This window comes from Rhizobium sp. ERR 1071, from assembly GCF_007828675.1.
GTDB lineage: Bacteria > Pseudomonadota > Alphaproteobacteria > Rhizobiales > Rhizobiaceae > Rhizobium > Rhizobium dioscoreae.
This window is the reverse complement of sequence record NZ_VITM01000003.1, coordinates 441,891-458,572: the sequence shown is the minus strand read 5'-3', so window position 1 is coordinate 458,572 and position 16,682 is coordinate 441,891. Positions and strand designations below refer to the sequence as shown.

Below are 16,682 nucleotides of genomic sequence, written 5' to 3'. Positions count from 1 at the left end.
GCCTTGGGGCACTGCCGCAAGACGAAATCACCTGCGACACCTTGCTGAACAAATGAATTGAGCGGCGTTCCGGTTTCTGCCGGATGCACGCCGCTCTCGCGAATCACTTTGCCGATTTTTGAAAAAGGAATTCCTCAGAATGCGTGTGCGGCCTCGCCGCGGACGACGTAACGCGCGTCCCTTAGGCTGCGGGCGAGCAGCGCCGTGTTCTCGTCGGGATCGACGGAGGCCTTGTCGAAGGCAATGTGGTTGATCTCGATGCCCGCATGGTGCTCCGCCAGCGAAAGCTTGGCATAGATGGTAACGCCCCGCGGCTTGATCTCCAGATCGAGCGTCACTTCCGCCGGCCCGCCCCAATCGAGCTTGTAGTCGCCGCCGAGCCCGAAATTGACCGTGCCGGGAAGAAAATAGAGCTCTGCGGCCGAGGCGACGAGGTCAGCGAGGTTGCCATATCGTTCGAAGCGCAGCAGCGAGATCAGATCGGCGGCATCGAGGAGGCGCAGCTCGCTTGCGACCGGGCTGATGGCTTCGGCTAGTATTTGTTCACGCTGGGCAGAGTAGGGGCATTTTTTCATTTGGTTTATCGTACCCGTTTTCTATTCGACTGCGCGGCATAGATCCGATGGATGAGTTCTGCGACAGCCTTGTAAAATACTGACGGTATGACGCTATCAACCGAGACTTGCGCAAACATGGAGCGCGCGAGCGGCGGGTCTTCGAAAACGGGAATATTGTTGGCCTCGGCTATCTCCCTGATTTTCAGAGCAATCAGGTCCTGGCCTTTGGCGACGACGACAGGGGCGTCGTTTTCCTCGCGCACATAGCGAAGTGCGACGGCGAAGTGAGTCGGGTTGGCGATGACGAGGGTGGCGCGCGGCACCTGCTTCATCATGCGGCGGCGGGCGCGGTCGCGCGCGATCGAGCGCTGGCGAGACTTGACGATCGGGTCACCCTGCGACTGCTTGTGCTCGTCCTTGACCTCCTGCTTCGTCATCTTCAATTGGTCGAACCAGTGATGCCGGCTCCACAACAGGTCGGCAACACCGACGACGACGGTCGCCATCAGCACGATGATCAGGATGCGCTGAACGATCGTCGACAGACGCACGAAGATGGTCTGCGGGTCGGACACCATCGAATCCATCGCATGGAAGTACTGGCTGCGCAGCACGAAAAACATGACGATGCTGACCAGCACGATTTTTGCGAGGGATTTGCCAAATTCCACCATGCCGGTCGCGCTGAAGATGCGCGTGAAACCTTTCGCCGGCGATATGCGCGAAAACTGTGGCCTGATTCGTTCGAGAACGGGGGTAGGCAGGTTCTGGAAGATCGAGGCGCCGATCCCGAAGACGAAGAAGAGCACGACCGCCGGCAGCACCATGTTGCCGACTTCCCAGCCTATGCGCGTAAACAGCGAGATGGCGTCGGGGCCTGTCTCCAGCTGCCATTGATCCGGCTTTTCGAAGAGATCGCGCAGAACCTCGCCCATGCGGCCCATGCGTTCGGGGAGAAAGAAGGTGACGTAGATGACGGTCGCGAGCATGGAAGCAAAGAGCGTTGCTTCCCTGGAGTGAGGGACATTGCCCTTCTCGATCGTATCGCGGAGTTTTTTCTCCGTCGGTTTTTCTGTTTTACTGTCCTTGTCTTCGTCAGCCAAAGCAGCCGCCCTCTGCGAAACGGAAAGAGGCCGCGCATCATGCGCGGCCCATAGCTTGTCAGTCTATGATGTTTTAGCTGAGTCGCGCCGCGTTTACGCCGCTTCTTCCACAGGCGTATTTTCCTTGGTCTTGAGCTCGATCTGGCCGGAGTTGGCCAGACGAATGGCTTCCTGGGCGATGGCACGCCGGGCAATCGCGATTTCGCGCGGGTTTATGCCGGCATTGCCCATCTGCAGGTCGGATTCGATCATGCGGCGCTGACGCGGGCTGATCGAGGACAGCACGATCTCGCGGATCTCGTTGCCGGATCCCCGCAGCGCCATCGTCAGGATGTCGGCGGCGATGTCGTTGAGCAGCAGGACGCGGCTCGGCTGCGGCATACGGGTGAGATCGTCGAAGAGGAAGATCTTCGGGCGAACCTTCTCGACCGATTCCTTGTTGATCGATTCCAGCGAACTCAGCAGCGTATCGACCACCGGCTTGTCGAGTTCGTTCATCAGATCGGCAACCTTCGTGGAACCGGACGCGTTGCGTTCGGCGTCGATCTCAGCCATCAGCCCGAGAACGCGGTTTTCGATTATCTGGGCAGCCTTGGGGCTGACGTCCTTGATATTGACGGTGCGGTTCATGATGTCGGCGCGCTGGGCTTCGGGGAGCTGCAGCAGGATCTTCGCGCCGAAGGCCGAAGGCATCATGGAAAGCACATAGGCGATCGTCTGAGGATGCTCGCGCAGGAAGAACTTGGCGACGAAGACCGGATCGGCCTCGCCCAGGCGATCCCAGATGGATGTCTCGTAGGCCTGGAACGCCGTGCGACGGCCAAGCAGGCTGTCGACCTCGTCCGGTGTCAGGCCCTCTTCGAGAATGCTCTCGATGGCCTTGGCGTTGTCCATGAGGCCGGCGCCCTCGGTGAAGAGGTCTTCGAATTCCGCGACGAGCTGTGCCAGCTCGTCCGGCGGAATAACCCGCAGTGATTGCGCTGAGGCGATGATCATCTGCAGCTCGGCCTGCGTGAAGTATTTCAGCAGCCGTCCCGCCACTTGCTTGCCCATGGCGAGAAGGACGGCGGCTGCCTTTTCAGTCTGAGATAACGGTTTCTCGGCGATCGCGCCGCTGAAATCGTCAAAGTCCATCATGGTCTTCGTCTCCGTCCCGCCAGGGGGAGTGGGCTCATCCTGAGCCGGGTTCAGCTTTTCTTCGCGTTATAAATTTCAGTGAGCTTGATGCCGAATCTGGTGTCGTCATGTTCCAGAACGGTAATCTCGCCCCGGCCGATCTTGCGGCCGTTCACGGTAATTTCGACCGGTTCGCCGATCTTCTTGTCCAGTGCGATGATTGCGCCCTCGGCCAGGTTCATCAGGCCGGACACCGGCATGCGGCTGCTGCCGAGCACGATCTGGACGTCGATCGGGATATCCATGATCAGGTCCATATTCGCAGTGAGCGCGCTGCCGGGGGCAGCCGGTGCCGCAGACACGCCGCCGAACTCGCCGTCATCGAAGGCTGGAGCGGAGTTGTCGTCCCCGAAATCGCCGAAGGTGGAGAGATCCGTGCCTGTTTGCGCGCCGAATGCGTCGGCCTCGAAATCGGGCAGACCGCCTTCATTGTCTTTCTTCAGGACGCCGCGCAGACCATCGATGGCCTCATCTAAGGCGGCGTCGCTGTTTGAAATCTCCAGCGATTCCTCGCTGCTTTGCTGTGTCGTCTTCGTAGCCATGAAATCACTATTCCAGTTGAAACTTGCCTCAAGCTGCCGTGTGCGGGGCCACGCGCCAGCCGATCAATTCATCAAGTGTCTGAGAAGCTCGTCGTCGGAATTGACGTTGTCCTTGACGCGCACCGTATAATTTTCGCCAGAGCGGCCGAATTCGCAGATGTAAAGGTCTTTGTTGTTGGCGCTGACTTCGACGCGGACATCGCCCGTGTCCATGAAAGGAATGATATCGCCAACCGCAAGCTTGGAAATGGTGTCGAGCGTCAGCGATTCGAGCCGAATTCGCGCCTCAAGCGTCACCTGCGAGCGGCGGACCTGCTCGCTGAGCTGCTCCGACCATGCCTGGGAAGCGGCGGTCGGGTTCTTGGCGCGAGGCGTGCTGACGACGGTGCGCAGCAGATCCCGTTGCGGTACGATGATGACGATATGGGAAATCGATTTGCCGAGCGAGATCGTCATCGTGATCGCAGCGGCAAAGTCGTTACCGTTGTCACCGATGGCAACCGGGCGATCCTCGATATTGTAGGGCGGATCGAGGTAGGGCTCGAAACCGCCGGCAGCATTCACCGCCGAGCGAAGCACTTTGGCGATCTTTTCGAACACCATGACGGAAAGATCGAGTTCGATCACCGAAAGCGGGCGCGCGACCGGCGCTTCCATATCTTCGGCGCGCGCGCCAAGCATATGCTCCATCAGCGTCATGATGAAGCCGGCGCCGCAGCCGAGGATGAAGTTCGGGGCCCAGTTGCGCAGCGAACCGTTGACCAGTGCGTGGTTGCCGCCCAGCTTGGCGATCAGCTCGTTCATCGAACCGGACTGGCAGCCGGCATAGGCGACGTTGATATCCAGGCCTGTCTCGGTCTTGATGATGTCGGGCAGGAATTCGGCATAAACCTGGGCGAAGGCGGTGCCGAGTTTCGCAAGTGTTGCCTGATCGCCGAGATTGCCGGTGAGCTTGGCAAAAAGGGTGCGGTCCATCGTCTGTGCCCTATGCGCGGATTGCTGGCTCATGATCGTCAGGCTGCCTTGCTTTCACCGCCGGGGTTCATCATTTCCTGCTCGACGGCGTCGATCGAGGGGCGCTCATAGGAGGAGATGGTCTTGCGGCCGTATTCGAGTGCGACCTGCGGCACCGATCCGTTCATGTAGGCAAGCAGCGTCTGCTTCACGATGACGTAGAGGCGATGCTGCTTGTTGCGCACGACCTTGATCTGGGAAACCAGCGGTGCGCAGACGGAATAGGACAGGATGATGCCGAGGAAGGTGCCGACCAGCGCCGAGCCGATGAGGTGGCCGAGCACTTCCGGTGATTCGTTGATGTGGCTCATCGCCTTGATGACGCCGAGAACGGCGGCGACGATACCGATCGCCGGGAAGGAATCGCCCATGATCGTGATCGAATGATAGGGCTTCATCTTGTCGTGCTGCATCGTGTCGAGCTCTTCGTCCATCAGCGCCTCGATCTCGTGCGAGCGGGCGTTGCCGATGATGATGAGGCGGACATAGTCGCAGATGAAGGCGGTCAGATCCTTGTTCTTCAGAACCGTCGGAGCGGCCTTGAAGATCGTCGATTCGTCGGGATTGTCGATATGGGCTTCGATCTCGTTGCGCGACTTGGTGCGCAGATCGCGCATCAGAGCATAGAGCACGCCGAGCGTGTCGAGATAGTCGCGCTCCTTGGGAACCGCATGGCGGAAGGCCTCTCCGAGCGCCTTGCCCGAATCCTTCACCACCTTCATCGGATTGGCCATAATGAAGCCGCCGAGACCGGCGCCTGCGATAATGACAAATTCGAAGGGCTGGAACAGCGCGCCTACGTCTCCGCCCATAGCCATAAAGCTGCCTATGATGCAGCCGCAGGTCACTACAAATCCGATAATAATATTCATCGTCGGTCCACACCTGAACGTTGCTTCATACGATGAACTAGGGGACCTGCCTTGCGTGAGGCTGTTCGATGGGTCTCCGAACATCCTTTTTGCCTTGTCAGCTTCGCACAAGCCAAGCCCTGCAGGATGGCGGGTAAGGGCATCCATGCCCCGCTAACGAAATGTAGGAGCGCCGGCGGCGTTTCCTTTCCCGTTATTCTCCAATGTCCGGAGGGCGTTGAAAATGCAGTCTGGTATTTATGTCGCGCTGTCGTCCCAGATGGCGCTCGAGCGGCGTCTGACGACGATCGCCGACAATTTGGCCAACGTGAATACGACGGGCTTCCGCGGTACCGAGGTCAAGTTCGATCAGGTCCTCAGCAATACGCAAAACAAGCTCAACGCCAAGGTCGCCTTCGTCTCGCAAGGCAACGACTATCTCTCCACTGACAATGGCGAACTTCAGAACACCGGCAATCTCTTCGATTTCGCCGTCAAGGGCGATGCCTATTTCGGCATGAACACGCCGGCTGGCCTGGTGCTGACGCGCGACGGCCGCTTCACCATGACTGAAAGCGGCGCGCTGGTTTCCACGCGTGGCTTCCCGGTCCTCGATCCTGGCGGTGCGCCGATCCAGCTCGACCCCGCCGGTGGCCCGCCGAGTGTCGCGTCGAACGGGACCATCATGCAGAACGGCCGCAGCATGGGCCAGATCGGTCTCTATAGTGCCGATGTCAGCAAGGGCTTCCTGCGCTATGAAAACAGCGGCATCCTGCCGACCGATGCGCCACAGGCGGTCATCGACCGCTCGAACATCGGCATCGCCCAGGGCTATCTCGAAAATTCCAACGTCAACGGCATGCGGGAAATGACCAATCTGATCGAGGTCAGCCGCGCCTTCGACAATATCAGCACGCTCACCAGCAGCAGTGAAGGCACGCTCACCGATGCCATCAAGACCCTCGGCGGCAGCCAGTAAAGAGGGCTTGTCATGGTCGAGGATCGGTTGCCGGAGGGCGCAATATCGCCGAAGCTTTCGCATATGGCCCTTCTGGCGGGCCAATATGCGATGGCGGAGAATGCCGTGGCCCATGGTGGTCATGTGCGCACCATCGCTGCCGGACACTATACGGTTGCCGGCCTTTCCAGGCAGGTGCGTCTCGGCGATTTCGTTGCGCATCGGTCGCAGACGGGCATCCACCTCGGCGAGGTCGTCCGCGTCGAACCGGATCTCACCTATGTCTGTCCGATCGAACCCGGCGAGCCGATCGGCATCCAGGATACCATCATCCGCAAGGGCGCCTTCCGTATCGCACCCGATGACAGCTGGTGCGGCCGCACGATCAACTCGCTCGGCGAGCCGATCGATGGGTTGGGGCCGCTGACAACGGGTCTGGAAGCACGCCCAATCTCCAATACGGCTCCGCCTTCGATGACGCGAAAGCGCGTCGAAACCGGCTTCAAGACCGGCGTGCGTGCCATCGATATCTTCTCGCCGCTCTGCCTGGGACAACGCCTCGGCATCTTTGCCGGCTCCGGCGTCGGCAAGTCGACGCTGCTGTCGATGCTGGCGAGGGCCGAAGCCTTCGACAAGGTGGTGATTGCGCTCGTCGGCGAACGCGGCCGCGAAGTGCGTGAGTTTATCGAGGATACGCTCGGTTCCCACATGCAGAAGTCGGTCGCCGTCGTTGCGACCAGCGACGAGAGCCCGATGCTGCGCAAGATGGCGCCGCTTTCGGCCATCACAATCGCCGAACATTTCCGCGACAAGGGCGACAACGTTCTCCTGATCGTCGACAGCGTCACCCGTTTCGCCCATGCCATCCGCGAAGTGGCCACTGCCTCCGGCGAGCCGCCGATCGCACGCGGATATCCAGCGTCCGTCTTCACCGAATTGCCGCGCCTTCTCGAGCGGGCAGGCCCCGGACCGGAAGGCACCGGCACCATCACCGCGATCATCTCCATCCTCGTCGATGGCGACAACCACAACGATCCGATCGCCGATTCCACCCGCGGCATTCTCGACGGTCACATCGTCCTGCAGCGCAGCCTTGCCGAAGAAGGGCGTTACCCGCCGATCGATCCATTGGCATCCGTATCGCGTCTTGCCCGCAAGGCCTGGACTTCCGATCAGGAAAAACTGGTGTCCCGCCTGAAGGCGCTGGTGCACCGCTACGAGGAGACGCGCGATCTGCGCCTGATCGGCGGCTATCGCCAGGGCAGCGACGCCGATCTCGACATCGCCGTGCGTCAGGTACCGATCATCTACGACATACTGAAGCAGACCCCGGGTGAAGAGCCGTCGGTGGATGCCTTCACCGATCTTGCGACGGCTCTCAGAAACGCTTCGAGCGGTGTCCCCGCCAGAGCCAAGTGATGGTTGGGCACAGCACTACCTCGATTTTTCCTTGTCCGCAATCTGCCGGATATCGCCGAATGTCATGCCTAAAAAGGGACCAGAAGTGAAAGAATCCGACGCTGACGAACCGGTCGCCCCGCCGAAATCGGCGAGAAGGCGAACCGTTACGGACAAGGCTCTGGCCTTTACTGGACTGGCGCTTGCCGGTGCCTCTGCCTTCTTCCCCTGGTACGTCTTTCTGAACCCGGACAAATTCGGCATTCAGGTGGCCGAAGGCGATCGCACCCGCGATCTTCCGAACTGGCCTGGCCGCACCATCGTCAGCGTGTCGCCGCTCGCCATGGTGAACAAGAATCCCTCCGAGCCGAAAGATTTGATTCCCGATCCGCTGACGACGGCGACGGTCAGCAATGCCGGCCGTGAGGAGGACAAGGGGCCGCCGGCCGATCAGCAGCCGTTCCCCGGCAAGTCCGCCTTCCAGCTGCTGCATGTCGCCAATGGCCGCGCGCTGATCGAGGACGGCACCGGCATGTATGTCGTGCGCGTCGGATCGCTTTTGCCCGACAACAGCCGGTTGGCCTCGATCGAACAGCGAGAGGGAAAATGGGTCATCGTCACCTCGACGGGCGATGTCTACGGCAACAATTGAGGAAAACCCGGAATCGCCTGGATTTCAGGCACTTCGAAGACTTTACAGGAACGCATTTCTCGCAAGTCCCACGCAAGATTATCCCGCTAGATTCACAGTGTAAGAACGGAGAGAAGCCCATGCAACCCATTCAGCTCTTTGACCTGGCCTCGCGGCAAGCCGAGTGGCTCCAGGTACGTCAGCAGGTTGTTGCCGGCAATATCGCCAATGCCAATACGCCGAAGTTTCACGCCAAGGATGTCACGCCATTCCAGGCCGTTCTGGACAACCAGAACGTCGGTATGGTCCGGACCAATCCCGCGCATCTTTCGGGCAGCGAATTCAGCACGAGCGGCAACGTCAACGTGGAGGAAGCGCCGCTCAATCAGGAAATTGGTGTCCAGGAGTCGGGTAACACCGTCGGCCTGGAAGACGAGCTCGCCAAGGCCGGTGAAATCAAGCGCCAGTACAGCTTGAACACCGCTCTCGTCGGCTCCTTTCATCGCATGATGTTGATGACCGTAAAACAATAGATGAAGTGAAGATGTCATGGACCCTTTATCAGCCGCATTGAAGATTGCGGGCTCCGGCCTGGAGGCTCAATCGACTCGTCTGCGCATTGTCTCCGAAAATATCGCCAACGCCCGTTCGACGGGCGATACGCCGGGTGCCGATCCCTATCGGCGCAAGACCGTGACCTTCGGCGCCGAGATGGATCGCGCTAACGGCGTCACCACGGTCGGCGTCAAGAAGCTCGGCGAGGACACGGGCAAATTCGTCGAAGAATACGATCCCAGTAATCCGGCCGCCGACCAAAAGGGCTACGTCAAGATGCCCAACGTCAACATTCTCGTCGAGATGGCCGATATGCGGGAGGCCAACCGTTCCTACGAGGCCAATCTGCAGACGGTCAGACAGGCCCGTGATCTCATTTCCTCCACTATTGATCTGCTGAAGAACCAATGATCGACTCGGTTAAGAATGTAGCCTCTCTTTCGGCGACCCGCGGCCTCGGCAGCATCGCCACGGATCTGACCTCCGCCGCTTCCAGCGCCCTGAATGCCTCGCCGGCCGTCGCTGCGGGCGCGGATGCCGGAATGAGCTTCGCGTCGGTCATGTCGAATGTCGCGAAGGATTCCATCAACTCGCTGAAGGACGCCGAAAACGCCTCCTTCGCCGGCATCAAGGGCACGATGAGTACCCGCGAAGTCGTCGACAAGGTCATGCAGGCCGATCAGACCCTGCAGACCGCGATCGCACTGCGCGACAAGGTGGTCTCGGCGTTCCTCGATATTACGAAGATGCAGATCTAGCGCGGGGTTTCCCGCTCTAATTAATTGATTTGGCGTGAGTTGTTCGCAGGCCGCTTCGCGGTTTCGAAGGTTCCGCCCTGGCTCGAAGGACGAAAGCATGAGAGCGCTCGCAATTGCCGCGACGGGCATGGACGCCCAGCAGACCAATCTCGAAGTGATCGCGAACAACATCGCGAACATCAATACGACGGGTTACAAGCGCTCGCGCGCCGAGTTTTCCGACCTTCTCTACCAGACCGAGCGCGCCAAGGGCATCGCCAACAGGCCGAACCAGGCAGTCGTGCCGGAAGGCGCTAACATCGGCCTCGGCGTTCAGACCGTAGCCGTGCGCAACATCCAGGTGCAGGGCGAGCTGTCGCAGACCCAGAACGAGCTCGACGTAGCCCTCGTCGGTCGCGGCTGGTTCCAGATCCAGATGCCCGACGGCACGACCGCATATACCCGCGCCGGCTCCTTCAACAAGAGCGACACCGGCCAGATCGTCACCCCCGATGGCAACGTATTGGAGCCTGGCATCACGATCCCGAACAATGCCAGCAGCCTCACCATCAGCCAATCCGGCCAGGTGTCGGCGATCATCGGCACGGCGACCACGCCGACTGTACTCGGCCAGCTGCAGATCGCCAATTTCGTCAATGAAGCCGGCCTGCAGCCGATGGGCAGCAACCTCTTCACGCAGACGCCTGCCTCCGGCGATCCCGTCGTCTCCGATCCGAACCAGAACGGCTTTGCCTATCTGAAGCAAAACTATCTGGAATCGTCGAATGTCGATCCGGTCAAGGAAATCACCGATCTGATCACTGCGCAACGCGCCTACGAGATGAATTCGAAGGTCATTACGACGGCCGACGAAATGGCGCAGATCGTCAGCAAGAACCTGAAGTAGCAAGAGGGACGGGCCGAACATGAGGTTTCGCCGGATGAAAAGCTTGGCAATGGCATGGTTCGCCGCAGCGAGCCTCTCCGTCGTATTCGCGTCGGCTGCGCCGGCCGGCGCAATGAGTGCCGACGGCTCCAGCCTCGGAACTGCCGTGGTGCCGACCGAGACGATCTATCCGGGCGATATCATCAGCAGCGGCCAGCTCGAGGAGGTCGAGGTCACCAATCCAAACCTGAGCGGCGACTATGCCAAGCGGCTCCGCGAGGTCACCGGTCTGGTGTCGAAGCGCACGCTTCTTCCCGGCCGCACGATTTCCATCTCCGCGCTGCGCCAGCCCTATGCGGTAACGCGCGGCTCCAATGTCCGTCTGGTGATGAGCATGGGTACCATGACGATCACGGCGGCCGGCACGCCGCTGGATGATGGCGCCGTCGGCGATAACGTCCGCGCCCGCAACATGGACTCCGGCATCATCGTGAACGGCACGGTCCTGCAAAACGGTACGATCCGCGTGGTCGCGAAATGAAACGGCTTCGTCAACTACTCGCAATCCTGTTCGCATTGCCGAGCCTGATCGCGGCCGATCCGGCTCTCGCGATGCAATCGCGCATCAAGGATATTGCCTCGCTGCAATCCGGCCGCGACAATCAGCTGATCGGCTACGGCCTGATCGTCGGTCTCCAGGGGACCGGCGACGGTCTGCGTTCCTCGCCATTCACCGAACAGTCTATGCGCGCGATGCTGCAGAACCTCGGCATCTCGACGCAGGGTGGCCAGTCTGCCGCCAAGAACACCGCCGCCGTCATGGTGACGGCGAACCTGCCGCCCTTTGCAAGCCCGGGCAGTCGCATCGACGTGACGGTCAGCTCGCTCGGCGATGCGACGTCGCTGCGCGGCGGCACGCTGATCATGACTTCTCTGAGCGGCGCCGACGGGCAGATCTATGCCGTGGCGCAGGGCTCGGTCATCGTATCCGGTTTCCAGGCGCAGGGCGCCGCCGCCACGGTGACCGAAGGTGTCACGACGGCTGGCCGCGTGCCCGGCGGCGCCATCATCGAGCGCGAACTGCCGTCGCGCTTCAAGGATTCCGTTAACCTGGTCCTGCAACTGCGCAATCCGGACTTCTCCACCTCGATTCGCATCGCCGATACGGTCAATACCTGGGCGACCTCGCGTTTCGGTGCGCCGATCGCAGAAGCCAAGGATTCACAGGAGGTGACGATCGCCAAGCCGAAGATGGCGGATCTGACGCGGCTGATGGCCGACATCGAAAATCTCAACGTTCAGACCGATACGCCGGCCAAGGTCGTCATCAACGAGCGCACCGGAACGATCGTCATTGGTGCCGATGTCCGCGTCTCGCCGGTCGCCGTCAGCTACGGAACGCTGACCGTGCAGGTGAGCGAGAACCCGCAGGTGATCCAGCCGGAACCCTTCTCGGACGGCCAGACGGCGATCCAGGATCAGACCGATATCACTGCCACCAAGAGCGGCGGCCGCGTGGCCGTGCTGGAAGGGCCTGATCTGAAGACGCTGGTCTCCGGCCTCAACAATATCGGCGTCAAGCCGGACGGCATCATCGCCATCCTGCAAGGCATCAAGTCGGCCGGCGCCCTGCAAGCGGAGCTCGTATTGCAATGATCTCGACCGCCATTGCCAGAAAAATGCTGATCACCGCCAGCCTCGCCGCGCTGTTGTCGCTGACGACGGCCGCGGCGCAAGAGGCGCCGAAGCCGGTCGCCGATCCAGCTTCGAGCCAGGACGAGATCCGCCAGTTCTGCACCAATATCGCCGATCCGGCTCGAGACCAGCGCTATCTGCTGCAAAAGCAGGAATTGGAAAAGCTGCAGGCGGATGTCGATCAGCGCATTGCCACCATGGACAAGCGCAAGGCCGAATATGAGGATTGGCTGAAAAAGCGCGACGACTTCCTCAAGACGGCCGATCTCGGCCTGGTCGATATCTACAAGAACATGAAGCCGGATGCCGCAGCGGCAAGCCTCAACGATGTCAGGACCGTAACTGCCGCAGCCATCATCATGAAGCTTTCTGCGCGCCAGTCGAGCCTGATCCTGGCGGAAATGGATGCGAAGAAGGCGGCCATGATCACCAATATCATCGCCAGCGCATCCGACCCGAATACATCGAAGTCGAAGGACCCCTCATGAACACGCGTCTTACGGCCGCCTGCGCAATCGTCGTCTTCCTCGCCGGTTGCCAGTCGCAGGCCCTCAAGGAAATCGGCAGGGCGCCTGCCATGAGTCCGATCGGCAGCGGCCTGCAATATGCGCAGACGCCGCAGATGTCGCAGTATCCGAAGCGGCCCCATCAAGTCGCGCAGGGCTATTCGCTCTGGAATGATTCGCAGGCCGCCCTGTTCAAGGATGCGCGTGCACTCAATGTCGGCGACATCCTGACTGTTACGATCCAGATCAATGACAAGGCGAATTGGGATAACGAGACCAATCGCAATCGCACGAACAAGAGCGATATGAACTGGAACATCACCGCCAAGATCTTTGGCTGGCAGCCAAGCACCAATGCTGACGCGACTTCAGGCTCTGACACCAGCACCGACAGCAAAGGCAAGATGCAGCGTTCCGAGCAGATCAACCTTCTGGTCGCAGCTGTCGTAACGGGCATTCTCGAAAACGGCAACCTGATGATCAGCGGTTCGCAGGAAGTGCGCATGAACCAGGAAATCCGCATTCTCAACGTCGCCGGCATCGTCCGGCCGCAAGACGTCACCTCCGAGAATACCATTTCCTACGACAAGATCGCCGAGGCGCGCATCTCCTATGGCGGCCGTGGCCGCCTGACGGAAATACAGCAGCCGCCGAGGGGGCAGCAGGCCGTCGACCTGCTCTCGCCGCTCTGATTTGACAGTGAACGGATAGGGAATATGGCAGCAGCCGCAGACGAACCGGCAAAGGGCAAGGGATCGCCGATGATCATGATGATTGTCGGGCTACTGGTGCTGACCGTGCTCGGCGGCGGCGGCGGCTGGGTCCTGGGAACCATGGTGGCGCCGCGGATCAAGGAGGCCACTGCGGCCGTGCAGGCGATTGCAAAGGCCGGCGGCGACAGCAAGCAGGCTGCGGCAGCCGCCCAGGCAAACGGCATCGTTGCGCTCGATCCGATCACCACCAATCTCGCTTATCCCTCGCAGAGCTGGATCAGGCTGGAGCTTGCGCTGGTTTTCAAGGGGCCGCCGGACGCACAGCTCGCCCAGGCGATCCATCAGGATATCCTGGCTTATATCCGCACGGTTTCCTTGCAGCAGATCGAAGGTGCACGGGGCCTGCAATATCTTAGGGATGACATTCAGGAGCGTGTTGACCTGCGCTCGGAAGGACGAGTATCGAAAGTTATCTTCAGAACTTTCGTGATCGAATGAGTCGACCAGCACTTGCTCTATTTATATTCGTGATTGCTGTCTTGTCGCCTGAGCTGGCGGCGGCGCAGCAATTGTCGCAGCAGCTTCCGACCGATCTTCTGAACGCGCCGGTCAACGGCTCGGTTGCCGCCTGGATCATCCGTACCTTCGGGCTTCTGACGATCCTGTCGATCGCGCCGGGTATCCTGATCATGGTGACGAGCTTTCCGCGCTTCATCATCGCCTTTTCGATCCTGCGCACCGGCATGGGCCTTGCGACGACGCCGTCGAACATGATCCTGCTGAGCCTCGCCCTTTTCATGACTTTCTACGTCATGTCGCCGACCTTCGATCAGGCCTGGAAGGATGGCGTGCAGCCGCTGCTGGCCAATCAGATTTCGGAAGCGGACGCAGTGCAGCGCATCGCCGAGCCCTTCCGCACCTTCATGTCCAACAATACGCGCGACAAGGACCTGAAGCTTTTCGTCGACCTCGCACAGGAACGCGGCCAGACGACGGTGGTCGACAACAAGATCGATTATCGCGTGCTGATCCCGGCCTTCATGATCTCGGAAATTCGCCGAGGCTTCGAAATCGGTTTCCTTGTGGTCCTGCCGTTTCTGGTCATCGACCTGATCGTTTCGACCATCGTCATGGCGATGGGCATGATGATGCTGCCGCCAACCTCGATCTCTCTGCCGTTCAAGATTCTCTTTTTTGTGCTGATCGACGGCTGGAACCTTCTGGTCGGCAGCCTGGTCCGCTCTTTCCACTGATATTATGAGCGGAAGGCGATCACCGGAGCTCTTGCCCCGATGATCGCTGAAACTTATTCGGCCGCGATTGCCGCCGAATTCCGGTCGTCTTCCATGAACGGTTCCGCGCGCGGCGGCAGTGCCGGCACGTCCATGTGATCGGGTGCAAGCCCCTGCTTGGCCCGCGCTGCCATCATCTCAAAGGCCGTCTCCAGATGATGCGTGAAGCGTTCGGCATCGAAGAGCGGCTTGATGTAGCGATTGGCCGCTAGCGTTTCCTTGAACTGGGCAATCCGCTCCGGCTGGCCGGCGAGCTGCACGGCCATGTCTTCATAGGCCTGGACGTCGTCGGCCACCAATTCCGGCAGGCCGATGGCATTCAGCAGGCTTTCGCTGACGCGCGAAGCGAAATTGGTGCCCTTGATGGTGAGAACCGGCAGGCCGCCCCAGAGCTGTTCCGAGGTCGTCGTATGGCCGTTGACGGGGAAGGTATCGAGGCCGAGATCGGCAAGCTGCTGGCGGTCGATATGGTCCTCGTAGCGAATGCGGCTGGTAAAGACGACCCGCTTGCGGTTGACGCCGCGGGCTTCCAGGCGCGACCAGATATTGGCCTCCGCGCGAGGGCCGTTGCACAGCAGCCAGAGCACGCTGTTCTTGCTGCGCTTGAGAATATTGCACCATACGTCGACCATCTGCGGTGTGATCTTGCGGTTGCCGTTGAAGGAAGCGTAAACGAAAGCGTCCTCGGGCAGCCCGTGTTCCGCGCGCGTTGTCGGCCGCGGCTTCGGGCGGTTGAGCGGATCGTTCGGCTGGTAGCATTCGGGCAGGCGACAATATTTTTCGTAGAAATGCGCCTTCGACTGATCCGGCAGGACGTAATGGTCGCCGACGATGTAGTCGAGGTCGATGTTGACGGTCGTGCCCGGAAAGCCCAGCCAGGCGACATGGATCGGAGCCGGCATGTAGTTGAGGATAAAAGCGCGACTTCCCTTTGTATGCCCCTTGAGATCGACGAGAATGTCGATTCCACGGGCGCGGATCGCTTCTGCTGCAGCCTGGTTGGAAAGGCCGCGAATGTCGACCGTGGTCCCCATTGCCGAATAGTCGAAAGCCTCCTCTTTCTGGTGAGCCGTCTCCGAGTGGTCGAAAAGGGTGATTTCGAACCGATCCTTGTCGTGCAACTCGAGGACGCGCTGCATTAGCTTCATCGTCGCGTGTCCCGGCCAGAAATCGGAGGAGAGATAGCCGATGCGGATCTTGCCGCCCCATGTATGCGGCAGCTTGCGGCGGGCTTCCGCATGGCCCGCCGGCAATGGATCGGTGTCGTGGACCGCGAGCTTGTTAAGCGCCTCGTCGCCGCACCAATGGAGATGGAAGAAGGGATTGTCCGGAATGACATGCTCGAGCTTGCCCTGTGCAAGCGATGCCAGGACCGGGGCCATATGTTTTTCGACGGCGGCCAGATCGGACACCTCGCGCGCGAAGATCAGGTAGAGCGCGCGGAAAATGACATGGTCGGGATGCTTCTTGAACAGGGTTGTGACGATGTGCCGGTTGCTTTCGTCATAGAGATCGTCGGTCAGCAGCCTTGCGGCCATCTGGCGATGCTTGAGTTCCGGTCCTTCGACGAGCACCGTCTTGAAGCCCGTCAGCAAATCCTTTTGCTGACGGGCGAGAAAGATGCGGCTGAGGACGAAGGCAAGGTCCGGATCCTTGAATGCCAGGGGCAGGATCAGACTTCCGATCGCGAGAGCCTGATCGTCGTTGCCGCAGTCGCCGTGCAGCAGCAGAGCTTCCCGAAGATAGTCGTCGCGCTGTGGCTTTTGCCGGCCGGCTAGCTCGTAGGCGCTTGCCGCATCCGATCGGAAGCCGAGTTTCAGCAGCGTCTTTGCCAGCAGCGCATAGGTCTTGGGCGATCTGTCGATGTTCAGCAGCTCGTTCAGCGTTTCGAGTGCGCGTGTATATTGGCCCTTCTGGTAGAAGCCGGACGCTGTCACAAAGGCATTTTTTGTATTCACGAGCGAGAACTCCGAGCGATATGTTGACTGGCTCCCGCCGAAGGGCGAGGGCCGGCATCATGGATTCGCTTCATGATCCCTCACGGAGCTTGCCTGAAACCGAAGCACCG

At 60.2% G+C, this 16,682-nt stretch carries 20 protein-coding genes; 13 read left to right on the top strand and 7 right to left on the bottom strand.

The features are described 5' to 3' along the window. Positions 1 to 134 precede the first annotated feature (134 nt). The 6 genes from FBZ99_RS12325 to motA all read right to left on the bottom strand — a co-directional run bounded on the left by FBZ99_RS12325 (position 135) and on the right by motA (position 5,264). Positions 135 to 575, bottom strand: coding sequence for a hypothetical protein (locus FBZ99_RS12325; protein WP_092709076.1), 441 nt, complete (start codon positions 573 to 575; stop codon positions 135 to 137). Between the two features lie 5 nt (positions 576 to 580). Then, a complete protein-coding gene (gene flhB, locus FBZ99_RS12320; protein WP_113332074.1) occupies positions 581 to 1,660 on the bottom strand; it encodes a flagellar biosynthesis protein FlhB in 1,080 nt (359 codons plus the stop codon). Positions 1,661 to 1,753: 93 nt separating this feature from the next. Further along, positions 1,754 to 2,797, bottom strand: coding sequence for a flagellar motor switch protein FliG (gene fliG, locus FBZ99_RS12315; RefSeq protein WP_069611302.1), 1,044 nt, complete (start codon positions 2,795 to 2,797; stop codon positions 1,754 to 1,756). Between the two features lie 50 nt (positions 2,798 to 2,847). Continuing rightward, complete coding sequence (fliN, locus tag FBZ99_RS12310; RefSeq protein ID WP_113332076.1) at positions 2,848 to 3,378, bottom strand: flagellar motor switch protein FliN; 531 nt, start codon at positions 3,376 to 3,378, stop codon at positions 2,848 to 2,850. Between the two features lie 63 nt (positions 3,379 to 3,441). Then, positions 3,442 to 4,389 (bottom strand): FliM/FliN family flagellar motor switch protein, encoded by a 948-nt coding sequence (locus tag FBZ99_RS12305; RefSeq protein ID WP_371864870.1) that lies wholly within the window; start codon positions 4,387 to 4,389, stop codon positions 3,442 to 3,444. A gap of 2 nt (positions 4,390 to 4,391) precedes the next feature. Then, positions 4,392 to 5,264, bottom strand: a complete 873-nt coding sequence (gene motA, locus FBZ99_RS12300; protein WP_069611305.1) for a flagellar motor stator protein MotA — start codon at positions 5,262 to 5,264, stop codon at positions 4,392 to 4,394. Positions 5,265 to 5,487: 223 nt separating this feature from the next. On the opposite strand from motA, the gene flgF reads away from it, so the two are divergent. The 13 genes from flgF (at position 5,488) to fliP (ending at position 14,575) form a co-directional block, all read left to right on the top strand. Continuing rightward, positions 5,488 to 6,222 carry a flagellar basal-body rod protein FlgF gene (gene flgF / locus FBZ99_RS12295; RefSeq protein ID WP_113332078.1) on the top strand — a complete coding sequence of 245 codons (735 nt, stop codon included), beginning with the start codon at positions 5,488 to 5,490 and terminating at the stop codon, positions 6,220 to 6,222. Between the two features lie 12 nt (positions 6,223 to 6,234). After that, complete coding sequence (fliI, locus tag FBZ99_RS12290; RefSeq protein ID WP_145633335.1) at positions 6,235 to 7,620, top strand: flagellar protein export ATPase FliI; 1,386 nt, start codon at positions 6,235 to 6,237, stop codon at positions 7,618 to 7,620. Between the two features lie 85 nt (positions 7,621 to 7,705). Further along, a complete protein-coding gene (locus tag FBZ99_RS12285) occupies positions 7,706 to 8,251 on the top strand; it encodes a flagellar protein (protein ID WP_113332080.1) in 546 nt (181 codons plus the stop codon). 119 nt (positions 8,252 to 8,370) lie between these two features. Further along, complete coding sequence (gene flgB / locus FBZ99_RS12280) at positions 8,371 to 8,763, top strand: flagellar basal body rod protein FlgB (protein WP_069611309.1); 393 nt, start codon at positions 8,371 to 8,373, stop codon at positions 8,761 to 8,763. A gap of 16 nt (positions 8,764 to 8,779) precedes the next feature. Further along, on the top strand, positions 8,780 to 9,196 hold the full coding sequence (gene flgC / locus FBZ99_RS12275; RefSeq protein ID WP_069611310.1) for a flagellar basal body rod protein FlgC: 417 nt from the start codon (positions 8,780 to 8,782) through the stop codon (positions 9,194 to 9,196). Next, complete coding sequence (locus FBZ99_RS12270; protein WP_113332081.1) at positions 9,193 to 9,543, top strand: flagellar hook-basal body complex protein FliE; 351 nt, start codon at positions 9,193 to 9,195, stop codon at positions 9,541 to 9,543. Before flgC ends, FBZ99_RS12270 begins: the two co-directional genes overlap by 4 nt. 97 nt (positions 9,544 to 9,640) lie before the next feature. Next, entirely contained in the window at positions 9,641 to 10,429 is a 789-nt protein-coding gene (gene flgG / locus FBZ99_RS12265) for a flagellar basal-body rod protein FlgG (protein WP_092709105.1), read from the top strand. A 34-nt stretch (positions 10,430 to 10,463) separates the two neighbouring features. After that, entirely contained in the window at positions 10,464 to 10,949 is a 486-nt protein-coding gene (gene flgA, locus FBZ99_RS12260) for a flagellar basal body P-ring formation chaperone FlgA (RefSeq protein ID WP_371865506.1), read from the top strand. Beyond that, on the top strand, positions 10,946 to 12,064 hold the full coding sequence (locus tag FBZ99_RS12255) for a flagellar basal body P-ring protein FlgI (protein WP_069611314.1): 1,119 nt from the start codon (positions 10,946 to 10,948) through the stop codon (positions 12,062 to 12,064). The genes flgA and FBZ99_RS12255 overlap by 4 nt, the downstream gene beginning before the upstream one ends. Next, complete coding sequence (locus FBZ99_RS12250; RefSeq protein WP_113332082.1) at positions 12,061 to 12,591, top strand: MotE family protein; 531 nt, start codon at positions 12,061 to 12,063, stop codon at positions 12,589 to 12,591. The genes FBZ99_RS12255 and FBZ99_RS12250 overlap by 4 nt, the downstream gene beginning before the upstream one ends. Next, entirely contained in the window at positions 12,588 to 13,301 is a 714-nt protein-coding gene (gene flgH, locus FBZ99_RS12245) for a flagellar basal body L-ring protein FlgH (protein ID WP_092709116.1), read from the top strand. Before FBZ99_RS12250 ends, flgH begins: the two co-directional genes overlap by 4 nt. 24 nt (positions 13,302 to 13,325) lie before the next feature. Then, positions 13,326 to 13,820, top strand: coding sequence for a flagellar basal body-associated FliL family protein (locus FBZ99_RS12240; RefSeq protein ID WP_113332083.1), 495 nt, complete (start codon positions 13,326 to 13,328; stop codon positions 13,818 to 13,820). Beyond that, positions 13,817 to 14,575 (top strand): flagellar type III secretion system pore protein FliP, encoded by a 759-nt coding sequence (gene fliP, locus FBZ99_RS12235; protein ID WP_162748776.1) that lies wholly within the window; start codon positions 13,817 to 13,819, stop codon positions 14,573 to 14,575. Before FBZ99_RS12240 ends, fliP begins: the two co-directional genes overlap by 4 nt. Before the next feature lie 53 nt (positions 14,576 to 14,628). On the opposite strand, the gene FBZ99_RS12230 is transcribed toward fliP, so the two are convergent. Further along, a complete protein-coding gene (locus FBZ99_RS12230; protein ID WP_145633331.1) occupies positions 14,629 to 16,572 on the bottom strand; it encodes an O-linked N-acetylglucosamine transferase, SPINDLY family protein in 1,944 nt (647 codons plus the stop codon). Positions 16,573 to 16,682: the final 110 nt, after the last annotated feature.